Origin of the sequence: Flavobacterium piscis (assembly GCF_001686925.1) — a bacterium.
GTDB classification, from domain to species: domain Bacteria; phylum Bacteroidota; class Bacteroidia; order Flavobacteriales; family Flavobacteriaceae; genus Flavobacterium; species Flavobacterium piscis.
This window is the reverse complement of record NZ_LVEN01000050.1, coordinates 188,894-210,227: the sequence shown is the minus strand read 5'-3', so window position 1 is coordinate 210,227 and position 21,334 is coordinate 188,894. Positions and strand designations below refer to the sequence as shown.

The 21,334-nt window shown below is 33.5% G+C and carries 24 protein-coding genes; 15 read left to right on the top strand and 9 right to left on the bottom strand.

Annotated elements, in window-relative coordinates; genetic code table 11:
• The 5 genes from secG (at position 1) to FLP_RS24965 (ending at position 4,439) form a co-directional block, all read left to right on the top strand.
• Positions 1-342 (top strand): preprotein translocase subunit SecG, encoded by a 342-nt coding sequence (gene secG, locus FLP_RS24980; protein WP_065452204.1) that lies wholly within the window; start codon positions 1-3, stop codon positions 340-342.
• A 140-nt stretch (positions 343-482) separates the two neighbouring features.
• Positions 483-758 (top strand): co-chaperone GroES, encoded by a 276-nt coding sequence (locus FLP_RS24975; protein ID WP_007806577.1) that lies wholly within the window; start codon positions 483-485, stop codon positions 756-758.
• Positions 759-845: 87 nt separating this feature from the next.
• Positions 846-1,202: a four helix bundle protein gene (locus FLP_RS25670; protein ID WP_139541537.1), complete on the top strand. Its 357-nt coding sequence runs from the start codon at positions 846-848 to the stop codon at positions 1,200-1,202.
• A gap of 42 nt (positions 1,203-1,244) precedes the next feature.
• Positions 1,245-2,873 carry a chaperonin GroEL gene (gene groL, locus FLP_RS24970; protein ID WP_065452203.1) on the top strand — a complete coding sequence of 543 codons (1,629 nt, stop codon included), beginning with the start codon at positions 1,245-1,247 and terminating at the stop codon, positions 2,871-2,873.
• Positions 2,874-3,236: 363 nt separating this feature from the next.
• Positions 3,237-4,439, top strand: coding sequence for an alkaline phosphatase family protein (locus tag FLP_RS24965; RefSeq protein WP_065452202.1), 1,203 nt, complete (start codon positions 3,237-3,239; stop codon positions 4,437-4,439).
• Positions 4,440-4,675: 236 nt separating this feature from the next.
• On the opposite strand, the gene FLP_RS24960 is transcribed toward FLP_RS24965, so the two are convergent.
• From FLP_RS24960 to FLP_RS24940, 5 genes are all read right to left on the bottom strand, one after another.
• Positions 4,676-5,515 (bottom strand): SDR family NAD(P)-dependent oxidoreductase, encoded by an 840-nt coding sequence (locus FLP_RS24960; protein ID WP_065452201.1) that lies wholly within the window; start codon positions 5,513-5,515, stop codon positions 4,676-4,678.
• Between the two features lie 90 nt (positions 5,516-5,605).
• Positions 5,606-6,514 carry a helix-turn-helix domain-containing protein gene (locus tag FLP_RS24955; protein ID WP_065452200.1) on the bottom strand — a complete coding sequence of 303 codons (909 nt, stop codon included), beginning with the start codon at positions 6,512-6,514 and terminating at the stop codon, positions 5,606-5,608.
• A 218-nt stretch (positions 6,515-6,732) separates the two neighbouring features.
• A complete protein-coding gene (locus tag FLP_RS24950) occupies positions 6,733-8,265 on the bottom strand; it encodes a SulP family inorganic anion transporter (RefSeq protein WP_065452199.1) in 1,533 nt (510 codons plus the stop codon).
• A 285-nt stretch (positions 8,266-8,550) separates the two neighbouring features.
• Positions 8,551-8,763 carry a hypothetical protein gene (locus FLP_RS24945; RefSeq protein ID WP_065452198.1) on the bottom strand — a complete coding sequence of 71 codons (213 nt, stop codon included), beginning with the start codon at positions 8,761-8,763 and terminating at the stop codon, positions 8,551-8,553.
• Between the two features lie 57 nt (positions 8,764-8,820).
• Positions 8,821-9,801 carry a DUF6268 family outer membrane beta-barrel protein gene (locus FLP_RS24940; protein WP_065452197.1) on the bottom strand — a complete coding sequence of 327 codons (981 nt, stop codon included), beginning with the start codon at positions 9,799-9,801 and terminating at the stop codon, positions 8,821-8,823.
• Positions 9,802-9,985: 184 nt separating this feature from the next.
• On the opposite strand from FLP_RS24940, the gene FLP_RS24935 reads away from it, so the two are divergent.
• The 5 genes from FLP_RS24935 to FLP_RS24915 all read left to right on the top strand — a co-directional run bounded on the left by FLP_RS24935 (position 9,986) and on the right by FLP_RS24915 (position 13,956).
• Positions 9,986-10,987: a sensor histidine kinase gene (locus FLP_RS24935; RefSeq protein WP_065452196.1), complete on the top strand. Its 1,002-nt coding sequence runs from the start codon at positions 9,986-9,988 to the stop codon at positions 10,985-10,987.
• Positions 10,957-11,667 carry a LytR/AlgR family response regulator transcription factor gene (locus tag FLP_RS24930; protein WP_065452195.1) on the top strand — a complete coding sequence of 237 codons (711 nt, stop codon included), beginning with the start codon at positions 10,957-10,959 and terminating at the stop codon, positions 11,665-11,667. The genes FLP_RS24935 and FLP_RS24930 overlap by 31 nt, the downstream gene beginning before the upstream one ends.
• Positions 11,668-11,828: 161 nt before the next feature.
• Positions 11,829-12,656, top strand: coding sequence for a hypothetical protein (locus FLP_RS24925; protein WP_065452194.1), 828 nt, complete (start codon positions 11,829-11,831; stop codon positions 12,654-12,656).
• Between the two features lie 258 nt (positions 12,657-12,914).
• Positions 12,915-13,271 (top strand): hypothetical protein, encoded by a 357-nt coding sequence (locus FLP_RS24920; protein ID WP_065452193.1) that lies wholly within the window; start codon positions 12,915-12,917, stop codon positions 13,269-13,271.
• Positions 13,272-13,581: 310 nt separating this feature from the next.
• Positions 13,582-13,956 (top strand): hypothetical protein, encoded by a 375-nt coding sequence (locus FLP_RS24915; RefSeq protein ID WP_243397518.1) that lies wholly within the window; start codon positions 13,582-13,584, stop codon positions 13,954-13,956.
• Positions 13,957-14,287: 331 nt separating this feature from the next.
• Here FLP_RS24915 and FLP_RS24910 read toward each other — a convergent pair whose 3' ends face one another.
• Positions 14,288-14,986 (bottom strand): S24 family peptidase, encoded by a 699-nt coding sequence (locus FLP_RS24910; protein WP_065452191.1) that lies wholly within the window; start codon positions 14,984-14,986, stop codon positions 14,288-14,290.
• Positions 14,987-15,077: 91 nt separating this feature from the next.
• Between FLP_RS24910 and FLP_RS24905 the strand changes: the two genes are divergently transcribed.
• Together FLP_RS24905 and FLP_RS24900 are read left to right on the top strand one after the other, a co-directional pair.
• Positions 15,078-15,296 carry a hypothetical protein gene (locus FLP_RS24905; protein WP_065452190.1) on the top strand — a complete coding sequence of 73 codons (219 nt, stop codon included), beginning with the start codon at positions 15,078-15,080 and terminating at the stop codon, positions 15,294-15,296.
• Positions 15,297-15,504: 208 nt separating this feature from the next.
• Entirely contained in the window at positions 15,505-16,173 is a 669-nt protein-coding gene (locus FLP_RS24900) for a hypothetical protein (RefSeq protein ID WP_065452189.1), read from the top strand.
• 7 nt (positions 16,174-16,180) lie between these two features.
• On the opposite strand, the gene FLP_RS24895 is transcribed toward FLP_RS24900, so the two are convergent.
• The 3 genes from FLP_RS24895 to FLP_RS24885 all read right to left on the bottom strand — a co-directional run bounded on the left by FLP_RS24895 (position 16,181) and on the right by FLP_RS24885 (position 18,089).
• On the bottom strand, positions 16,181-16,420 hold the full coding sequence (locus tag FLP_RS24895; protein ID WP_065452188.1) for a hypothetical protein: 240 nt from the start codon (positions 16,418-16,420) through the stop codon (positions 16,181-16,183).
• A 419-nt stretch (positions 16,421-16,839) separates the two neighbouring features.
• Positions 16,840-17,445: a YkgJ family cysteine cluster protein gene (locus tag FLP_RS24890; protein WP_065452187.1), complete on the bottom strand. Its 606-nt coding sequence runs from the start codon at positions 17,443-17,445 to the stop codon at positions 16,840-16,842.
• Between the two features lie 224 nt (positions 17,446-17,669).
• A complete protein-coding gene (locus FLP_RS24885) occupies positions 17,670-18,089 on the bottom strand; it encodes a DoxX family protein (protein ID WP_065452186.1) in 420 nt (139 codons plus the stop codon).
• A gap of 264 nt (positions 18,090-18,353) precedes the next feature.
• On the opposite strand from FLP_RS24885, the gene FLP_RS24880 reads away from it, so the two are divergent.
• The 3 genes from FLP_RS24880 to FLP_RS24865 all read left to right on the top strand — a co-directional run bounded on the left by FLP_RS24880 (position 18,354) and on the right by FLP_RS24865 (position 21,201).
• On the top strand, positions 18,354-19,595 hold the full coding sequence (locus FLP_RS24880) for a TMEM143 family protein (protein ID WP_065452221.1): 1,242 nt from the start codon (positions 18,354-18,356) through the stop codon (positions 19,593-19,595).
• Positions 19,596-19,996: 401 nt separating this feature from the next.
• Positions 19,997-20,470 carry an Mpo1 family 2-hydroxy fatty acid dioxygenase gene (locus FLP_RS24870; RefSeq protein ID WP_065452184.1) on the top strand — a complete coding sequence of 158 codons (474 nt, stop codon included), beginning with the start codon at positions 19,997-19,999 and terminating at the stop codon, positions 20,468-20,470.
• A complete protein-coding gene (locus FLP_RS24865) occupies positions 20,470-21,201 on the top strand; it encodes a hypothetical protein (protein WP_065452183.1) in 732 nt (243 codons plus the stop codon). Before FLP_RS24870 ends, FLP_RS24865 begins: the two co-directional genes overlap by 1 nt.
• Positions 21,202-21,334 lie beyond the last annotated feature (133 nt).

Sequence of the window (21,334 nt, the reverse complement as noted above, 5' to 3'; positions counted from 1 at the left end):
ATGAGCACATTTTCAATTTTTTTAGTTTTAATCACAATAGTTTGTTTTCTATTGATCGTAGTAATCATGGTTCAAAACCCTAAAGGAGGCGGATTGTCGTCTACAATTAGTGGAACTCAAATGTTAGGTGGAGTACAAAAAACAACTGACTTTTTAGATAAAAGTACCTGGACATTAGCTACTATTTTGATTGCTTTAATCTTGCTTTCAAGTTTAAGTTTTACAGGATCATTAAGTGATACTGACTCTAAAATTATTGACAAATCTGAAGTTCCTGCTGCTAGCACACCTGCTGCTCCAGCTCAACAAACACCTGCTCCGGCAACTCCTGCAGCAAAATAATAATTTTGAAATAAATATAAAATGCCAGCCTGTCAAAGCTGGCATTTTTTTTAGGAAATAATGTCAGTTTTAAGAGCATGGCACAATTTCTGAAAGTTATTTTAGCATTAAAAAAATATAAACTATTAATAATATAAATCATGACTTTAAACATTAAACCGCTTTCAGACCGCGTACTTATTGAGCCTGTTGCAGCTGAGACTAAAACTGCGTCAGGGATTTTTATTCCGGATACTGCCAAAGAAAAACCACAAAAAGGAACTGTAGTTGCAGTAGGAAATGGATCTAAAGATCACACTATGACCGTTAAAGTTGGCGATACTGTTCTTTATGGTAAATATGCAGGAACAGAATTAAAACTTGAAGGAACTGATTATTTGATTATGCGCGAAGATGATATCTTAGCTATAATCTAAAGATTGCTGTAAGCTATACGCTTTAAGCTTAAAGCTTCCAAAAAAAGCTTAAAGCTTACTGCCTAAAGCTTAAAGCCAACAAAAAAAATGAGAGATTTTAAAAAATACGATATTTGGCAGCTAAGTCACTCTTTCACTTTAGAAATCTACAAAATGACTTCTTTATTTCCTAAAGAAGAATTATACGGATTAACTAGTCAGATTAGACGAGCATCTTCATCAATCCCTACTAATATCAGCGAGGGTTGTGGAAGAAATAGCGACAAAGAATTCAATCAATTTCTCAATATAGCTTTAGGTTCTGCCAGCGAGACAGAATATCTTTTGATTTTAGCTAAAGATTTGCAATATCTTAATAATGAAATTGCAGAGAATCATATAGAAAAAATCAATAGCATTAAAAGCAAAATTTACAAATTAAAACAAAAATTAATTCAGCAGTAGAAAGCATAAAGCTTAAAGCCTACTGCCTAAAGCAAATAAAAAATGGCAAAAGATATAAAATTTGATATTGAAGCACGTGACGGATTAAAACGTGGTGTTGATGCATTAGCAAATGCTGTAAAAGTAACTCTTGGACCAAAAGGTCGTAATGTAATTATTGGGAAATCATTTGGTGGACCAACTGTTACTAAAGATGGTGTTTCTGTTGCAAAAGAAATCGAATTAAAAGACCCATTAGAAAACATGGGCGCTCAAATGGTTAAAGAAGTTGCTTCTAAAACTAATGATTTAGCGGGTGACGGAACTACAACTGCTACAGTTTTAGCTCAGGCAATCGTTAAAGAAGGTTTAAAAAACGTTGCTGCAGGTGCAAATCCAATGGATTTGAAACGTGGTATCGACAAAGCGGTTGAAGCTATCGTTGCTGACCTTGCAAAACAAGCTAAAGTAGTTGGAAGCGATTCTGATAAAATCAAACAAATTGCTTCTATCTCTGCAAATAATGACGAAGTTATTGGTGAATTAATTGCTACAGCTTTCGCTAAAGTAGGAAAAGAAGGTGTTATCACTGTTGAAGAAGCTAAAGGAACGGACACTTTCGTGGATGTTGTTGAAGGTATGCAGTTTGACAGAGGATATCTTTCTCCTTACTTCGTAACAAACCCAGAGAAAATGGAAGTTGAATTAGACTCTCCATACATCTTATTATACGACAAAAAAGTATCTTCTTTAAAAGAATTATTGCCAGTTTTAGAGCCAGTTGCTCAATCAGGAAAACCATTATTGATTATTGCTGAAGATGTTGACGGAGAAGCTCTTTCTACTCTTGTAGTAAACAAATTAAGAGGTGCTCTTAAAATTGCTGCTGTAAAAGCTCCTGGTTTTGGAGACAGAAGAAAAGCAATGCTTGAAGACATCGCAATCTTAACTGGTGGAACTGTAATTTCTGAAGAAAGAGGATATACATTAGAAAACACTACAATCGAAATGTTAGGAACTGCAAAAAGAGTTTCTATCGATAAAGACAACACTACTATTGTAAGTGGTGCTGGTGAAGCTGATATCATCAAAAACAGAGTAAACCAAATTAAAGGTCAGATGGAAACTACAACATCTGATTATGATAAAGAAAAATTGCAAGAACGTTTGGCTAAATTAGCTGGTGGTGTTGCTGTTCTTTATGTTGGTGCTGCTTCTGAAGTGGAGATGAAAGAGAAAAAAGACAGAGTTGACGATGCATTACACGCTACTCGTGCTGCAGTTGAAGAAGGAATTGTTGCTGGTGGGGGTGTTGCTTTATTAAGAGCAAAAGCTGCTTTAGCAGGAATCACAGCTGACAACGCTGACGAAGCAACTGGAATTCAGATTGTATCTCGCGCTGTTGAATCTCCATTAAGAACTATTGTTGAAAATGCAGGTCTTGAAGGTTCTGTAGTTGTTGCTAAAGTTTCTGAAGGTTCAGGTGATTTTGGATACAACGCAAAAACTGACGAATATGTAGATATGCTTACAGCTGGAATTATCGATCCTAAAAAAGTAACTCGTGTAGCATTAGAAAATGCTGCGTCTGTTGCCGGAATGATCCTTACTACAGAATGTGCATTAATTGATATTAAAGAAGAAAACGGCGGCGGAATGCCAATGGGTGGCGGTATGCCAGGAATGATGTAATCATTCTCACTTCTTAAAATTTAAAACGCCGGATATAAATCTGGCGTTTTTTTTTGCCACAAATTACACGAATTATCACGAATTATTTTTTTCTAATCTTTATATATATTTTCTTTTAGCCACAGATTAAAGGATTAAAAAGATTTTTCTTTACCACAAATTTCACAAATTACCACAAATTTTTAAGCAGAGTACCTAGGGAAATAATTTGTGGTAATTTGTGAAATTTGCGGTAACCTTTTTTTGCACAAAGCATTCGTGAAAATTCGTGAAATTCGTGGCAAACTTTCACTTAGTTTAACATTCTGTTTTTCTTTAAAAAACAGGTTATTGGTATCTTTGCGGCTCTATTAAAATTGCACAATGAGAAAATTCACCACTCGCCTATTACTTTTTACATGCTTACTTCTTACCACTTTTTCTTATTCTCAAACCAACAAAGACACTTATGTAGTTTTAGTTTCTATGGATGGGTTTCGTTGGGATTATCAAAAACAATTTAATCTTCAGAATCTAAAGCAAATTGCCAAAGAAGGTGTTCACGCCAAATCAATGAAACCGTCTTATCCGACAAAAACTTTCCCCAACCATTATTCGATAATAACCGGACTTTATCCCGATCATCATGGGATTATCAATAATGTTTTTTATGATGCTCAACTAAACGAATCTTTTTCATTATCAAGCAAGGCAAAAAATGATTCGCGTTTTTATGGCGGAAATCCTATTTGGAATGTTGCCGAACAACAAGGTGTAAAAACAGCTTCTTTCTTCTGGCCAGGATCTGACATTGACAAAAGAAATCCTGGTATTTATAAAAATTATGATAATAAAATCCCTTATGGAGCCCGAATTGATACGGTTTTAAAGTGGTTACAGCTTCCTGAAAAACAACGCCCGCATTTGGTTACTTTGTATTTTGATGAACCTGATCATACCGGACATAATTTTGGTCCGCTTTCGCCGGAAAACAAAAAAATGGTGATCAAAATGGATTCTATAATGGGAGCATTATCCCGAAAATTAGATCAGTTAACCATTGGAAAACAAATCAATTTGATTATTGTTTCAGATCACGGAATGGCCGATATTAATAATGACAAAAAAGTAGCTGTTTTGGATTATCTAAAACCCGAATGGCTGGGTTACAAAGATGTAATTAATCCTATTATGAGTCTTCAGGCAAAACCAGGTTATCAGGATTCGATTGCAAAAGCGCTGAAGAAAGTACCACATATTAAATTCTGGAAATCGGTCGACGTTCCCAAAAGGCTGCATTATGGAACCAATCCAAGAGTTCATGATTTTGTTATTGAAGCAGCTAAAGGATACAGCTTAGTAGGCAAAGAAAGTACACATATAAAAGGCGGAACGCACGGTTATGACAATAACGAAAAAGATATGCATGCCATTTTTTATGCAAAAGGCCCGGCTTTTAAAGCAAATAAAGAAGTATCTACTTTTCAGAATGTTTCAGTTTATCCTTTAATTGCTCATATTTTAGATTTAAAGATTGAAGAAGTTGACGGGAAATTTAGCGAAGTAAAAAACATGCTTGTTGATTAAATAAGTTAATGTGTCAATTAAAAGATTTAGATAATAAGCACATCGCGATTTTAAATGACAAACCCGACACGTTTTAAAAACCTGTCGGGTTTGTTGCAACGGAATAAATTGGGGTTACGTTGCGTGAGACGCACTGCTGTGCGCCTCTACGATAAATTGGAATGAAAATTAATTATCCAATTGGCACATTTCCGAATTATCTAATTGACAAATTATCTAATTGACAAATTATCTAATTAAAAACCTGTCGAAACAGAAACGGCTTTCCATTGCTGCAATTCTTTTTGAACTTCGGCAATTTTTACATTTGCCATATTATAAGCATCTTCTCCCACAAATAAATGCAACGCAGGATTTTCTTCTTCGCTCATTTTGATTAAAGCGGTTGCAAATTTTGCAGGATCTCCCGGCTGATTCTCGTTGATACTATCTTTATGCGCTACTTCAGACTCTCTAACTGCTTTATAATCTGCAATAGGACTCTGAGGCAATAATAAAGAACTATCTTTCAAGAAATCGGTTCTAAAATAACCCGGATAAACCAACGTTACGTTTACTCCAAATTCTTTTACTTCTGCAGCTAAAGATTCTGTTAAACCGGCAACAGCAAACTTTGTGGAACAGTAAATTCCCCAACCCGGAAAACCTCCGTTATAACCACCAATAGAAGCAATATTAAAAATATGTCCTGATTTATTGGCACGCATGTATGGCATTGTATTTCTAATGACATTCAATAAGCCGAAAACATTTACTTCGTAGTTTTTTCTGGATTCTGCATCGGTAAGTTCCTCTAATGATCCCAATAAACCGTAACCTGCATTGTTTACTAAAACATCAATAGTTTTAAAATGACTTACGGTTTCTTCAATCGCATTTTTAACGCTTTGTTCATTCGTTAAATCCATTTCAAGAGGAAGAAAATACTCAGATGGATTTCCTAATTCTTTAATTAACGCGCTTTCAGTTCTTGATGTTGCTGCTACCCTTTTGCCTTCTGATAATAATTTTTTAGCCAATTCTAATCCAAGTCCTTTTGAAGCACCTGTGATAAACCAAACTTTGTTATTTTCCATGATTTTAATTTTTACATTAATATTATGGTACAAAGGTATCAGCGAAGTGCTTGCCAAAAATTAAAGCAATCAAATGAGAAGTTACAAAAATCAAACAATTTGGGTTACGCGATAGGTTTTAGGTGAAACCTGAACATTTTTCTTGAAGAAATTGATAAAATGAGACAATTCATCAAAACCTAAACACCAGGCAATTTCATTAATATTCCAATTGGTTTGTTTGAGCAAAATCATAGCTTCCTTTACAATCCTTTCGGATATAATCTGCGAAGTGGTTTTTCCTGTGGTTTCTTTTAATGCTTTATTGAGATGATTGACATGCACATTTAATTGATTCGCAAATTCTGAAGGTGACCGGAAATTAATTTGCTGTGATATGGATTCAATTGGAAATTGTCTTTCTAATAATTCCAGAAACAAAGACGAAACCCGAATCGTTGCATTCGACTTACTGTATAATGAAGCAGTTACAGTTTGTGTTTTTAAAGCCTGATGAATAATTTCAAAAACAAGATTGCGGAGAACATCATATTTAAAAGTATAATCAGAATTGATTTCGTCAAACATTTTTAAATAAACCTTTTTCAAAGATTCTGCCAATTCCATTGAAATAGGAACGATCGGATTTCCGCCGGGCTGAAATAAAGGATATTCTTTTAAATTGCCAAACTGATTAAAAAAAGCTTCTGTAAAAATGCAAAAAAAACCAGTTTGATTTTCATCAACCTGTTCCCAATTATACGGAATTTGTGGGTTTGCAAAAAACAATGCCTGATCTTCTATTACAGAAATCTTATCTGCATAGTGCACTTTATTTTTTCCGATGATTAAACTTATTTTATAAAAGTCTTTTCGGGTGTAAGGAAATGGTTTACAAGTATTACCAACAAAATCATCTAATTTAAAAACATTAAAATGTCCGATCTCTTTCCTAAGATTTTCGGGCATTCCGTTTACTTTGATGGTGTAAAAATCTTCTAAGGTTTCTGTTAGCTTCATTTGACAAAGTTACGAAAATCAAACAAATACAATTGGATAATTTGTTAATCTTAAAATCAAACTCAAATCATATCGGAGACGCAGAGCGTCTTATGCGCAACAATCTGTACGCAACAAAACTCACAGGTTTTAACACGTACTAAACGCATCTCACGTTAGACGCACTGCTGTGCGCCTCTACGATAAAATTGGGGCGTAAATTAATTCACAATTAACCATTATCTCGAAACCACTTTATAAGTAGGATCTTCAATAACATTTACTTTAATAACCGCTTCGGCGTTTTTCAGCAATTTGATGCAATCTGGGCTTAAATGTTGGAGTTCAATTACTTTATTTAGCTGATTGTATTTTTTGGTCAAATTATTCAAAGCTTCAATTGCCGACATATCAGCGACACGGCTTTCTTTGAAGTCTATAATCACGTGATCCGGATCATTTGCAACATCAAACTTTTCGAAAAAAGCGGCTATCGAACCAAAAAATAATGGTCCGTAAATTTCATAATGCTTCACTCCTGCATCATCAATAAAACTTCTTGCACGGATTCTTTTGGCACTTTCCCAGGCAAAAACCAGCGCTGAAATAATAACACCAATTAAAACCGCCAAAGCAAGATTGTGCAATACAATGGTAATTATGGCTACCAAAATTCCGACAAAAATATCATGTTTGGGCATTTTATTGATGACTCTAAAACTTGCCCATTCAAAAGTCGTAATTGCCACCATCATCATTACCCCTACCAAAGCCGCCATAGGTAATTTGCCAATAACAGGCGCACCAAAAAGGATAATTAATAAAATTGTAAGAGCCGCAATAATTCCCGACAGTCGGGCTCTTGAACCTGCCGAAAGATTGACTAAAGTCTGAGCAATCATTGGACAGCCTCCCATCCCGAAAAAGAAACCGTTTAAAATATTCGAACTTCCCTGCGCAATGCATTCGCGATTGCTGTTTCCTCGTGTTCCGGTAATTTCATCGACAAGATTTAATGTCAGCAGACCTTCGGTTAAACCTACGGCGGCAACAATAACAGAATAGGGAAATATCACTTTGAAAGTTTCAAAAGAAATAGGAATATTAGGAATATGAAAAGGTGGAAATCCGCCCTGAACAGAGGCAATATCTTCGACCGTTTTGGTTTCGATATTAAAAATTAGTACGATGGCAAAAACCACCATTATTGCTACCAACGAAGCCGGAACTGCTTTGGTAAGTTTCGGAAAAAGTAAAACGATTCCAATTGTCAGCGCGACCAAACCCAGCATAATATACAACGGAGTTCCCTGCAGCCAGGAAACTTGTCCGTTTACAACCGTTTTAAATTGCTCCAGCTGCGACATAAAAATAACAACTGCCAATCCGTTTACAAAACCGAACATAACGGGCTGAGGCACTAACCTAATAAATTTTCCGAGTTTAAAAAGTCCTATGCAGATCTGAACTATACCGCCAAGCGCAACGGCTGCAAAAACATATTCTATACCATGCGATTTCATCAAAGCAATCAAAACAATAACAGTTGCTCCCGCCCCGCCAGAAATCATTCCGGGTCTTCCGCCAAAAATAGCAGTAACCAAACCGGCAATAAAAGCAGCATATAAACCTACCAAAGGAGGAAAACCGGCAAGAATAGCAAATGACAACGATTCAGGAATCATGGTCATCGCAACTGTCAGACCGGCTAAAATTTCGTTTTTGTAATTTACTTTTTGAGTAAAGTCAAAGAGATGGAGCGCTTTTTTCATAGGCCACAAATGTAGAAAATAATGCCCAAAAGAACATTACACCTTTTCAAATCTGAAAAAGCATCACGAAAAATAATACCGAATTAAAACAGTTAACTAAACTGTTTTAAAAGTAAAAGTAAAAGCGAAAGAATAAAACTTGTCATATCTTAATTTTCAAAAGAAATTATCGTACAAAACTATTTATAAAATGATATATAAAGCTGCGTATTTATACCTGTTTTTAATTCATTAAAACAATAAATAAACATACTATTACAACCTCATCCATTCAACCTAAAAAAACTATTCTAATTTTACACATGTATATCCCAGACAATTTACATAGTCTATGATATTATTGGGTTCCAGATCTACACCTTCAACGCGTAATATTTTATCACAATCTTCGAGATCAAAATTAATTTTATAATCAGGAAACTGCGTCAGGATTACAGCAATAATGTAATTGGTATCTGCTTCTTTTTGCACATTTGTTTTAAAAACTTCAACAACCATAATTATCTATTTTAATACGATAAAAAATAATAAATGAACTTATAGAACCAATTTTGATTAAAAAGGATTGTAAGAGATTCCAAATCTAAAATACCCCTGAGCATCTTCTTTATGATCATAAATATACTTAGACGTTCGTTCACCCCTTTCTGTTACACGAGTACTTAAAATATTATTGACACCGCCTTTTAAAAAACCAATTATTTGCGGTGTAATACGGTATTCATAGGTAATACCTGATTTTAATTCCAGTTGATTTAACTCGTAAATTCCTTTTAAATTTGAAGCATTTAAATTTAAATAAAAACTTTCAGAATTTAGTTCTGTTCCTAAAGAAATTCTTCCGTTCTCTAACAATTGCCTTCTAAACAATAAACGCTGCGGAAGAATGAAATCCAAATCCCATTTTGAATCCTTAAATTTATGGTTAAGAGTAAAAAGTGGTGTGATGGGAATAATTGCTGAAGGATCCAGCATGGCCAATGCTCCAATAGTAATCGTAGTATTGGCGGTACGTTTGATTACGATATTTGCGGTTACAAATCCTTTTACACGCTGTACATTATCTTCGTTCCCGTCGACAGTTGCGGTAGCATTGTAAATAACGGGTTTATTAAAAATTTTAGCCATATAAGTTGCACTCAAAGCTCCTGCAAAATAATGAAATTCTTCTTTTTCTTTTGTATAAGTCGACGCTGTGGCATAATTGTAAACATCGCCAAAATCATAGGTTTCATATTTATACCGTAAAGAACCCGTTAGAACAAAACGTTTAGATGGCGTGGCAAAAAATGGGACATTGATCGCTACTTTTAAACGGTTATGATCGTCGATTCTTCCTTTTTCAAATCGATCTCCAAAAAGTCTTGAATCAAAATTTGTTGGTCCCAATTGTTCGTATTGTACGTCTAAAATTCGCGTAGTAGGAAATTTATCTGTTACTGCTTTTACGACTGTTTGCATAGGAGCTTCTTTTTCCTGAGCCATAGTTCGTATCGACGCACAAATGAATAAAACACAAATGATTTTTGTTTTCATAAATTGAGATGAATTAAAATTTGTTTATTGAAGAAAGGATCGAAACCCAGGGCAAAAGTAATGGGCAAACTCCTATTATAATAGCAGAATTATACCAATGGCGTATCATTTATACGAATGGCGTTTGTATAATTTATGAGCTCTAAAATATTACAACATATAATATTAACCTATTTTTGCTGTTATGAAGATTCTTAAAATTTATCAGAACTTTTTTCTCCGTAACATCATCGTAAACGCCTTTATCATTTTGGTTATTTTTGCTTGTGTTTATGACGAAATACGATTAGATGGTCACGATTGGTCTTTTATGATTAGTAAAATAGCAGTTGGATATTTGCCTTGTATTGTATGGGTAACGATCTTTAATATTTATATCATTCGGCCTTTTTTATTTAAAAAAAAGCTTAAAACATTTTTTACACTCTTTGTAATTTACTGGACTTCTTTTTACTTTTTTATGAATTGGTTTTTTCCGTTGGTTGGTTTGGGAAATTTCAAGACACTCCAAATATTATCGCTGATTATCAACGGAATGTTTTTTTACTTTATTCATGTTGTTATCACTAAAAAAATTACGGATGCAGATAAGGATATTATGAATTTCAAGTCTGAACTTTCGTTTTTGAAGCAGCAATTGAATCCGCATTTTTTATTGAATGCGATGAATAATTTATACGGAGAATCGTTATCTGATCCTGATAAATTGCCGGACAGAATATTGAACCTCTCAGACATGCTTCGCTACCAGATTGAAGCCACTAAAAAAGATTATGTTTTTCTGGAGGAAGAAATTGCCTTTATAAAAAAATATATCGAATATTATACTTTTCAGAACGAACGCCTTGTGGTGACTCAGCATTTTGAGGGCGATTACGACAGTATCGATATTCCGCCTTTGTTCTTTTTGCCGCTGGTTGAAAATGCCGTTAAATTCTCTGCCGAAACGCCAAAACCTTTTATAAATATTGATTTGAAGGTAAAATGCAGCCAATTGTCCTTTACTTTAAAGAACAATTACCTGGAATCGGGTTCAAGGCTTTCAAGCACGGGAATTGGAATCGAAAACCTAAAAAGACGTCTAGAAGTTTACGGCTTACGACATGAACTAAACTGCAAAAAAGAAAAGAATATCTTTATCGTAAAATTAAAAATATGGCACTTACCTACCGCTGTCTTATCATAGACGATGAATCGCCGGCACATAAGGCGCTTGCATCGCACATCTCTAAATTTGACGATCTGGAACATTCCGGAAGTGCTTTTAGCGGTATGGAAGCGGTAAAAATGCTCAATGAGAATACGTATGATATTATTTTTCTGGATATTAATATGCCCGTAATTTCCGGTGTCGAATTGATGGAATTACAACCCAAAAGACCGCTTACGATTGTAACCACAGCCTATTCTGATTTTGCCCTTTCGGCATACCAAAACGATGCTATAGATTATTTACTAAAACCTATTTCGTTCGATAAATTTTCTAAAGCGATTGAAAAAGCCAAGATTTATTTTACTGGCGCTATTTCAAAAAAAGAAAACAACACTGATACCAAAGTCCTTTCGCACCGCGTAAACGGACAAATGACAGAAACCCTCCTAAGCGATATTATTTATATCGAAAGCCTGGGCAACTACATGAAACTCTACAGCGCCAAACTAAAATCACCCATTATTATTTACGGTTCACTCGCGAGCATTGCCACAGAAATTGACAGTACTAATTTTGTTCAGGTACATCGCTCTTTTATTGTAAATATCACCAAAATTGCGGCTGTAACTTTTAAATCGCTTACGATGTTTAATGGCGAAATTATTCCTGTTGGAAGGAAATATCAGATTTTATTGGATAGCTTTCTGAAGTAGTCTTTTTTGTTCAATAAAATACTCAAAATCCTCAACTTAAATTAGTTGAGGATTTTTTTGTGCTAAAAAACCGTATAAATACGTATTTAAATTTTATGAAATAGTGGTAATCTTGTTATACCATAAATGAAATTTTAATTCAACCTTTAAAAATTTAAATCATGAAAAAGTATTATTTTATTTTATTTAGCACCCTACTGTGTGCTTGTTCAGCAAATAAAAAATTACCTGATACAATTGGGGATCAAAAAAATGCAGTATCATTTGGTTATCAACCAATTGATCCTTTACCTGTTAAGATAGAGTACAGAGACAAGAAATTTAAAGATTCTCTTACAAGTTTAAACAAAATAAACAGTCATCTAATGTCTTCACTACCAGACGAAACTATGAGATTAGCTATTGGACAGATAGATACAAAGGGAGATATAAGTTTTGCTACTGCTAAAACTGGTTATGCAGGAAGCAGCTATATCGTTATTTTGGATTATATTAAATTTGACACAAAATCTTTAGAAGTTCAAATTAAAAAAAATGAAAAAGGCGAGGTTACAGATTTCAGACTTTATGATTTCTATGCCTCAGAGATAAAAGTACCGGATGCAATAATACCAATGTATATTGGTGTAGGCCTAAGATTTACAGCTACTATAACTGTAAATGAAGGATCTATTGACTTAGGAAATCTATTTGCGATAGGTGTAGCCGCAGAATCAAAAAAAGTTACTGGCACGCTTTTAATACAAACTTTAGGTATTAGCGGTAAAGATATATCTTCCCTAATACCAATGCCTAGCCAAATAAATCCTACAACCATTCAAAATGCAATAATGTCATTAGCAGCGATAAAAGCAAAAATTTATGAAAACGACATTGATATTAATCCACGAGTCGTAGGTTTTTACAACAATATTGGAGGACAAGGCACTGCTCAAAAATTCATTAGTGGTGTAATGACTAGAGGAGTTTTTCTTAGTATTAAACATTAACAAAATTAGATCATTAATTATCCCTAAAAGAATAAATATTTTCTAATTAAAGAACATAATAGCTTTGCTAAAAGCTCAACTTCTATAGTTGGGCTTATTTGTTTTTAATCACTAATACTTTTGATTAGTTTTCATTTTTTATGGTATAAATCTTGATATCGCTTAAAAGATCCTATATCAGAGCTATAAATAAAAAATTGCAATTCTTAGATCGCAATTATCATAGCTCAACTACTAATATCTAACCACAACTAAAACATGAAAAAACTACTACTAACTCTTACGATATTATTAAGTTTAACAAGTTTTGCACAAACCATCAACGGAATTCCTATTCAGGATCTGGATGTAGAATACCTTCAGATTATTGGCACTTCAAAATATATGTCTTCTAAAGTTAAGGTTTCGATCGACATTGGACAAAGAACAAAACTGATGTCGAGCAATAATGATACAGCGCGTTTGAAAGATAAAAACGGAGAAGTCTTAGTCTTTAATTCTATTATCGATGCTTTAAACTTTATGGCGGCGTATGGCTACGAATTTATACATTCGAATATTGTGCCTGAAGGCGGAGAAAATGTTTACTATTATTTAATGAAAAAAAAGGCCTAAACCTGTCAACAACGTAATTTTGCATCAGTCTGACAACAATAAAACACAAAAGAAAAAAGCTGTAAAAACACTATTTACAGCTTTTTTTAGCTTTATACATTTTCAATTCTCATTACTCATAAATCTTTTCTTCCAAAAAAGTTACTACTGAACTAATTTTTCTTATATAAATAATTATATTAGCCAAGCCACTAAATCTTAAATTAATTCCAGAAAAATGACCCTTTTTAAGTTCCTATTTCGAAAATTAAATATAGAATGCCCAAGGTGCCTTGGCAAAACATTTGTTGACTGGGAAGATATACATCGCATGAACAAAGCACTAAAATGGACACCTGCCCCGTGCGCGTATTGTTTAGGTACCGGAAAAGTAAATAAAGAAATGCTTTCTAAAGTTGCAGTAGACTGTACTTATCTGACCATTGATTTGCCGGAATCTGAAATGGAAAAAATAAAAGAAGGTGATACAGAAACACTGGAAAAGGGAAGATTGTACGAACTTTTTCTGGACGACCTTATAAAATATGCCGAAAATCATTTTTTAAATCATCAACTGGATGCTGAAAGTATTGCCGATTTGTATTTAAAAACAGAAGAGGAAACTGCTCTATATTCGGTAGAAAGAAAAATCCTAATACAATACTTCGAAAAAATAATTGAATTCAAAAAAACTGAATTTAATTAATATATCAATAGGATTATCCTGCTGTCATTCAACCTTATCGTTATTACGATTTGGCAATAAAAATCTTATGTCTGCGTATTTTTTGATAAAAGAAACTCCAAAAACAGGTATAAATACGTATAGCCACATCTTCTTTTAGGAATAATTTTGCAGTAAATAATTTTTACTTGAACTTGTAATTTCCATAACAGGGAAATTATTAAAATGATGACTTTTTTTTGGAACCCTAAAGTGAGATTTCTAATCGACGCCAACGATTAAAAGTCTCACTTTTTTTAATATTTTATTTCAGTAAAATTTTTAGAAATACACTACCTCAGCCGCTTAAATCTTAAAACTGCGAATTAACCCTAATTGAAGCCTTTACTAAAGCCAATGCCTTAATACTGCTAACAGGGAATTCTATAGTTTGATGATCGGGGTTTTGTGCTACCAGCTGCACAAATGATTCCTGCTCTGATTGTTTTAAAAAACGGGTAAAAAAGAATTCATTACCATCATTGTTGATATAAACAAGATACATTTCGCCCCAAATAATATTCTTCTCATGATTATATACCTTTTTATAAACCACAATATCACCACTTTTTATCAAAGGCGACATACTATCGCCTGTAACATATAAGGCACCGTCGCATTCAGAAATTTTAGGTATCGAGATCGAGTCTACTGGATTTTGATATTCGTTGTTGCCAAACAAGTCAATAATTCCGGACGTGGTCTGAATACTGTAAAGCGGAATATTTTGATTTTTAGCATCTTTCTCCGTTTTTTTGTAGCTTACTGATCCTTTTTCTTGTAAAACATCAAATTTCAGCATATTTCCCTCACCCGTCAAAAGCCATTCAATATTAATGTCAGAATGCTTACTTAAGATATTTTCTAACTTGTCGAGACCTATAGTTTTATTGTTTTTTAGCTGACTTGCAAAAGAGCCATTAGACATTCCAACTTCTTTCTCTAAGGCACTCACCTTAATTCCTTTATAATCAAGATAGTGTTTAATTCTCTGTAGTGTATTTTCTGCCATAAAGCATAGTTTTTAGAAAAAATCTTATATAAATTAGACTATTAAGAAATATCTTACTATATTTGTTACGTAATAAGAAACAAATTAAGCAATGGACAAACGTACGGAAAAAAACATAAAATATACTTACGATCCTAGCCTGATTAAGGCTTTGGTCGAAAAATACGGGTATACTCCTTTTTACATTCGTCAATGTTTAAACCGTAATTCTAATAGTATTACTGCTGATATGATAAAGGCAGATTACAAAGAATTAGAAAAAAAACTAAAAGACATGATTCAAATTTTTACTAATAATCATAAAAAATAAAATAACGACAATTGACCAGAACGAAAAAAAAGGTGGTTTAAAACTCTAATTATTAGTCTCATTTTCAAAGTTTCTTATTATAACTGCCTATTCACCGCTGTAAAGACATGCAAAGTGCACCTCCCAATCACTAAGCTGTTTGCGGTGAATCTTTAAAAATTAAAACTTAAAAATTTTTCGTTTAATACAATCATTTAACCTTGAAGAAATGAACACAAATTCATCCTTTTTTGTTTATACACTCCCAAAATCAAATTCGCTTGGACATTATGTAAAAAATAAAGACATCGCTAATGGGCTTAAAAAAGTAATTGATGCTTTCGAAAAAAATTTTGCAGGATATCAGTCCGGCAATACACAGCTAGAAATTTTCTTTAAAAAAGACAATGAACAAGAGTTAATACTGGCACAGCAAACGATTTCAAAAATGAATATTTTTCTGGGATTGCCAGTACATAAATGGGAAAATTCAGGTAACGAATACCTTAAGACTTCGATACGTTGGGAAAGTTCTTCTAAAAATATTTTAGATATTCTAGAATTTCTCAAAGTAAATAAAAATGAAGTTCTCCCTTTGTTTCATTTTACTCTATTACAATTTTATCATTACGGTACAAAAATAACCGAGAATGCACAAATAAACTATATCATTGATTCCGGTAAATTATTTATAGATCTTTATATGATTCTGCCTTATTCATCAAACGAAGAAAGGATGTATCAAGTTATAGCCGATTTGTGTAAAGAGCTTCCTTTTAATCTAAAATCTAAAAATTTCAGACGCTTTGGCCTTAATAAAAACAGACGTGCATTTTGGAGACTCGATAGCGAAACACTACAACTTTTGGAATCGTATTTAGAAAATAAATCAGGATAGAGCTCATTTAAAGATTTTTGATAATGTAAATCAAAATCTCATCTTCTAATTCTTTAGATAAGTTTTCATGCCTGAGCTGATGCTGAAAATCCCTTTCTATTTTTTTTCGAAATTTTTCGGCATTTATTTTACTAATACAATAATCGTCACAAATCATTTTAAATCGATCGTCTACCAAATACATTATCTTAATAGATTCTATATATTCAGCAAATTTTGCGTTATACAATTCGTTAGGGAGCGACATAGAATGATTTTTTTAAAATTAAATAAAGCAAAATAAAAAACACTACAGGTTAAGCTACTTTACGGGGTAATTAAAAAAATGATTTGAAAATTCTTAAAAGTTAAGTTTTTCTTTCTTCATTAATAAATTTCATTGCGATCAGTACTGTTACAGATCATTCTATTTTTTATAAATCCTTTTCTTTATCAATTTTAGGCAGTATAAAGTCTTATAAAATTATAAGGTTAAAAAGAAATAAATCTTTTTTTAGGGACAAATTATGTTTCAAATTATAAAATGAAACGAGCTTTAATTATGCACAACGAACAAACACAATGGCAGTGTGATTTTAAGAAATTTTAAAATATAAATTTTAAAATATAAAAAAATCAGAATGGATTCCAAATTTCTAATTTATCTGTTTTATAACTTCAATAGAGCTAAGCAATATTTCCAAGTCCGTCCGGTAATGGCCTATAGGCATAGTAATGTAAAACTTCTTCGATTGCTATTTTGAGCGCCTGGTTTATGGGTAATAAAATAACACCCATTCTAAGGTCTATTTGTGCCAGTCGCATATAATAATCAGTAAAAATTGGAACATATTTCCCGTTATTAATAGCTTCTTCTGCTGCGATAAAATTTTCCTGTTGTTGTTCTTTTATAATTTTACAGGTAGCAAGACGTAGCTTTCCGTATTTATCAGTATTTGCGGCATAGCCAAAAAGTCGGCATACCAAGCCGCGGTAGCGATAATTGCTGCAATTGCCTTTATGTTCTAAAACAGAAAGCGGACGGTATATCAGACAATTATGAGTGTTAGTCTGATTTAAAAGTGCTAAGGTTTCCTCGGCTTTGCCATTCAAAAACAAATGAAATGCCCAAGGCAAAAATTCCAGAGGCGAAGCATCAATATTAGGTGTCGTACAGCATTTGCCACAGCCCGCACTACAATACAAATGAGTTTCTGACTGAAAAGCAGCAATTTCAGTTTCAAGTCGCTCAAATAATGCTTCAACCTGTCTAACCTTGTCTTCTATCCCCATCCTTTTTTTGGTAAGGTAGGCTAATAGAAATGGCTCTGGCTATAATGATGATAGTATTGGGAAAAGAAATTCCAATTAAAAAAATTCCAAATTCCAAAACAGAAAAAAATTCCAATCCAAAATCTTCAGGATAAATTCCAAATTCCAAAGTTTGCCTTCTTTAACTTTCTAAAAAAACCTTAGTCCCTTAGCAACTCAGCATCTTAGTATCTTTTCTAAAAACCTTAGCGTCTTAGTCCCTTAAAAAAATCTATTGCTCCAGTAGACCATAAAGCCCATAAAATTAAAACCGGCTGAAAAAACAATCTGATCAGTCGCGCCTGATCTGTGTTCATGCCCAGAGCATCAATTCCGTTGAGATATTGTGCAATATTTCCCGGAAAAACCATTACATAAAAAATAGCCAGAAAAATTCCGAGTTTCACTTTATGATTGGTCATAAATACCAAGGCAAGTCCTATGGCCATTTCTACAATTCCGGAGAGTATCACAACCAGATCTTTATCCATCGGCACCCAATTAGGAACCTGCGCCTGAAAATCTTCCCGCTGGTAAGTAAAATGGCCAATGGCGGCCATAATCATAAAAATTCCTAAAAGTATTCGAGCAAAATTCTGAGTTTTAGAAGTAGGTATATTTTCCATTTAGATATGTATTAACGTATTTTTTTATTTTCAGTTTCGAAATCTTAAGTTATTCAACACCAGATCCTTTCAAATTTACGATAATATGTAGTGTATTCTTTGTAAAATTCTGCCGGAATTGTTGTGTGATATCCATGTCATTACCGCCATTGAACCTTTCAAAAGAAAATAACTAAATTTTAATATAAAATGCGTTTAGAAATCAAATTTACGATGGTATTTTTGCGTTTTAGAAATACTCCCAAATTTAAGTCCAAAAAATGTATGAAGCGAGAACATTACATTCCCTTTAACAAGGAATTCTTACTCGAACAACAAATCGTCGCTTTCTCTGATGATCAAAAAAAAGTCGAAGATTTCAAAAAATTATTTGATATCATAGAACACTATTTTCATTATGAAGCCTTTAATCTCAACCGAAACCTAAAGCAAAACTACGCCTTATTCGATCCGGATTTAAGTCTCAAAGAACGTCAGGCATTTTTAGGCAAAAGTGATTTTTCTGTTTTCAAACAAACCCTTCTAAAAGTTTTAGATCAGGGTAATTATCGCCGTATCGATCAGGAAACTTTGGACAAAGCCTTTAAGGATTCGGATTTAATAGGTCTGAATCTTTCCATAGATTTTAATGCTTTCAAAGATTACGAATTGTACGTTCGCGGTCATCATCAGGCAAAAGAAAAAGTAAAGAAATATATTTTCTGGAAAAAAGAAATCGAAATCGAATACTACGATCGCGTCCTCATTTACCTTAACTATAACGAGAAAGAATATTTAAGCGAAAACAAAGTCAAATTGGGTAAAATGCCTATTGATCCCGGAACAATCGCCTTAAAAATCTTTAAGCGTGTTCCTAAAAACGATCTCGAAACGATTTTTCCCAATGCCATTCCAAGAATGTCTACAAAGGATAAATTATTCTTTTGGGTTCCGGGAATTGGCGGCGGAATTTCGTTATTAAGTACCACCGTAATTCCAGCCTTAATTGGTATGTACGCAGCATATCAATCCGGCGAAACGATCGATTTACTCAACAGCAAAGCTTCGCTAAATCAGGGTTTAATTGCTCTTGGCGTTTTGTCCCTATATCTGTTTCGCCAATATAGCAATTTTGTAAACAAGAAAATCAAATACTCAAAAATACTTTCAGACAGTCTTTATTTTAAGAATCTCGGGAACAACAGCGGCGCCTTTTATTCGCTACTAAATTCATCCGAAGAAGAGGTACTCAAAGAAATCATTTTGGCCTATACTTTTTTATACCAAAGCGAAAAAACTTTAACCGCAGAAGAACTCGATAACCAAATAGAATCCTGGTTCTCGACAAAGCTCAACACCGATCTTGATTTTAATGTAAAAGATGCTTTACTGAAACTAAAAAAAATAGGCCTTGGCATAGAAACCAACGGAAAATGGCACGTGATTCCGTTAGACAAAGCTCTTATTACTATCGATGAATTGTGGGATAATGTTTTTGAATATGCCAATACGCCTGTCAATATTTAGGAGCTAATCCTGCTATCCACTTGTATCTTTTATGGTGAACCCCAACATAAAAGGATACCGCTTCTATCAGGGCTAGGGCACTCGTTTTCATGATAAATTCCCGCAATCTTTGTCGAGCTTCTTGTAAGATCCTTCCTTCGTCAAGGATGAAGAAAACAAAAAATCTGTGTAAATCCGCGTTTTTGCGAAGCAAATCCGTATCATCCGCGTGCTATGACAAAGATTGTCGAGCTTCTTGTGTGATCCTTCCTGCGTGAGTGAACTTCGTTTGAAACGGATAGCGGGATTAGCTCCTGAAAACTCACGAATAATGGCTTTGTTATTTTTAAGTCAAATTCATAAATCGATCAACCAAAAAGAAATTTCATTAGATTTACGCAACTAACCTCAAAACCAAAACAATGAGAACATTACAACAATGGTTTGATGAATACGCCGTAAGTCATCAAAATCCAAAAAACAAGGCAATACATTATATATGTGTTCCTGCAATTTACTTTTCAATAGTGGGATTACTAATGAGTATTCCGAGTGGTTTTATTGCCAATACATTAAAACTAAATGCACCTATTATCGAAAATTGGGCTGCTGTAGTGCTCATTTTTGTACTCATTTTCTATATTCGCTTATCGGTTTCTATGGCTTTTAAAATTGCGATTTTATCAGCAATATGTTTGGTCGTAAATTATTATATAGGTCAATTTGTTCCTTTATGGATGTTTTCGATAGGCGTTTTTGTGATCGCATGGATTGGGCAATTCTACGGACATAATATCGAAGGTAAAAAACCATCATTCTTAAAAGATCTTCAGTTCCTGATGATTGGTCCGGCCTGGGTTGTTGAAAATTTATTTTCTAAGAAAGCAAACCAATAATGACAAAATCAATACTTCTGGTCTTATTACTTTTGATAGCAAGCTGTGCTCAAAAAAGCAAAGAACAAACCTCGCTTCTTTCTAAAAAAGCTACCACAAAAAAAGAAATCACTAAACCTGAAACCAAAATAGATACTGCTAAAACTGTATTAGAAGAAACCTTTACAGATAGTACTCAGGTTGGAAGTAAAGGAAAATTTAAATTAACCGTTGACCAATTTAGATCTGATGACAGCACTTATGTTGCAATTAATCTTTTCGAAAAAAGAAACAGCATATGGCAGATCAAACAAAAACTGGAATACCTGAAAGATGGCATAACAAATTGTGATCCTGAACTTACAGATTTCAATAACGACGGATTTAATGATCTTACTTTTCAATCTTCGGTTGCTGCAAGAGGCGCCAATGAAATTAGAAAACTGCTCATTTTTGATCCGTCAAAAAAGGAATTTATTCTGATGAAAAACTCCGATCATTATCCTAACTTACAATATAACGAACTTTTAAATTGTGTTGATGCCTGGTTGGTTTATGGCGGAAGTTCAACCGTATTTTTAAAAATAGAAAAAGATAGCTTAAGAGAGTTTGCCGGCGTTTCCTTAGAGGAAAATCAACGTGAAATTTATATCATTGACAAAAAAGGAAACAGAAAAACGCTAAAAAAAGAATACGTAAATGATTTAGAAGTTCATACAAGATATCAGAAATACAATCCTTTAAGTGAGTAGTAATTCAAAATAGGGTTTTAATTACTATAAAAATCCCTTTTATCAATAGATTTTATTAACAAGGACTTCGACTTCGCCTCACTCTGACAATATTTGCAATGTTTTTTTACGCAATCTTGTCTTAAACTTTGCG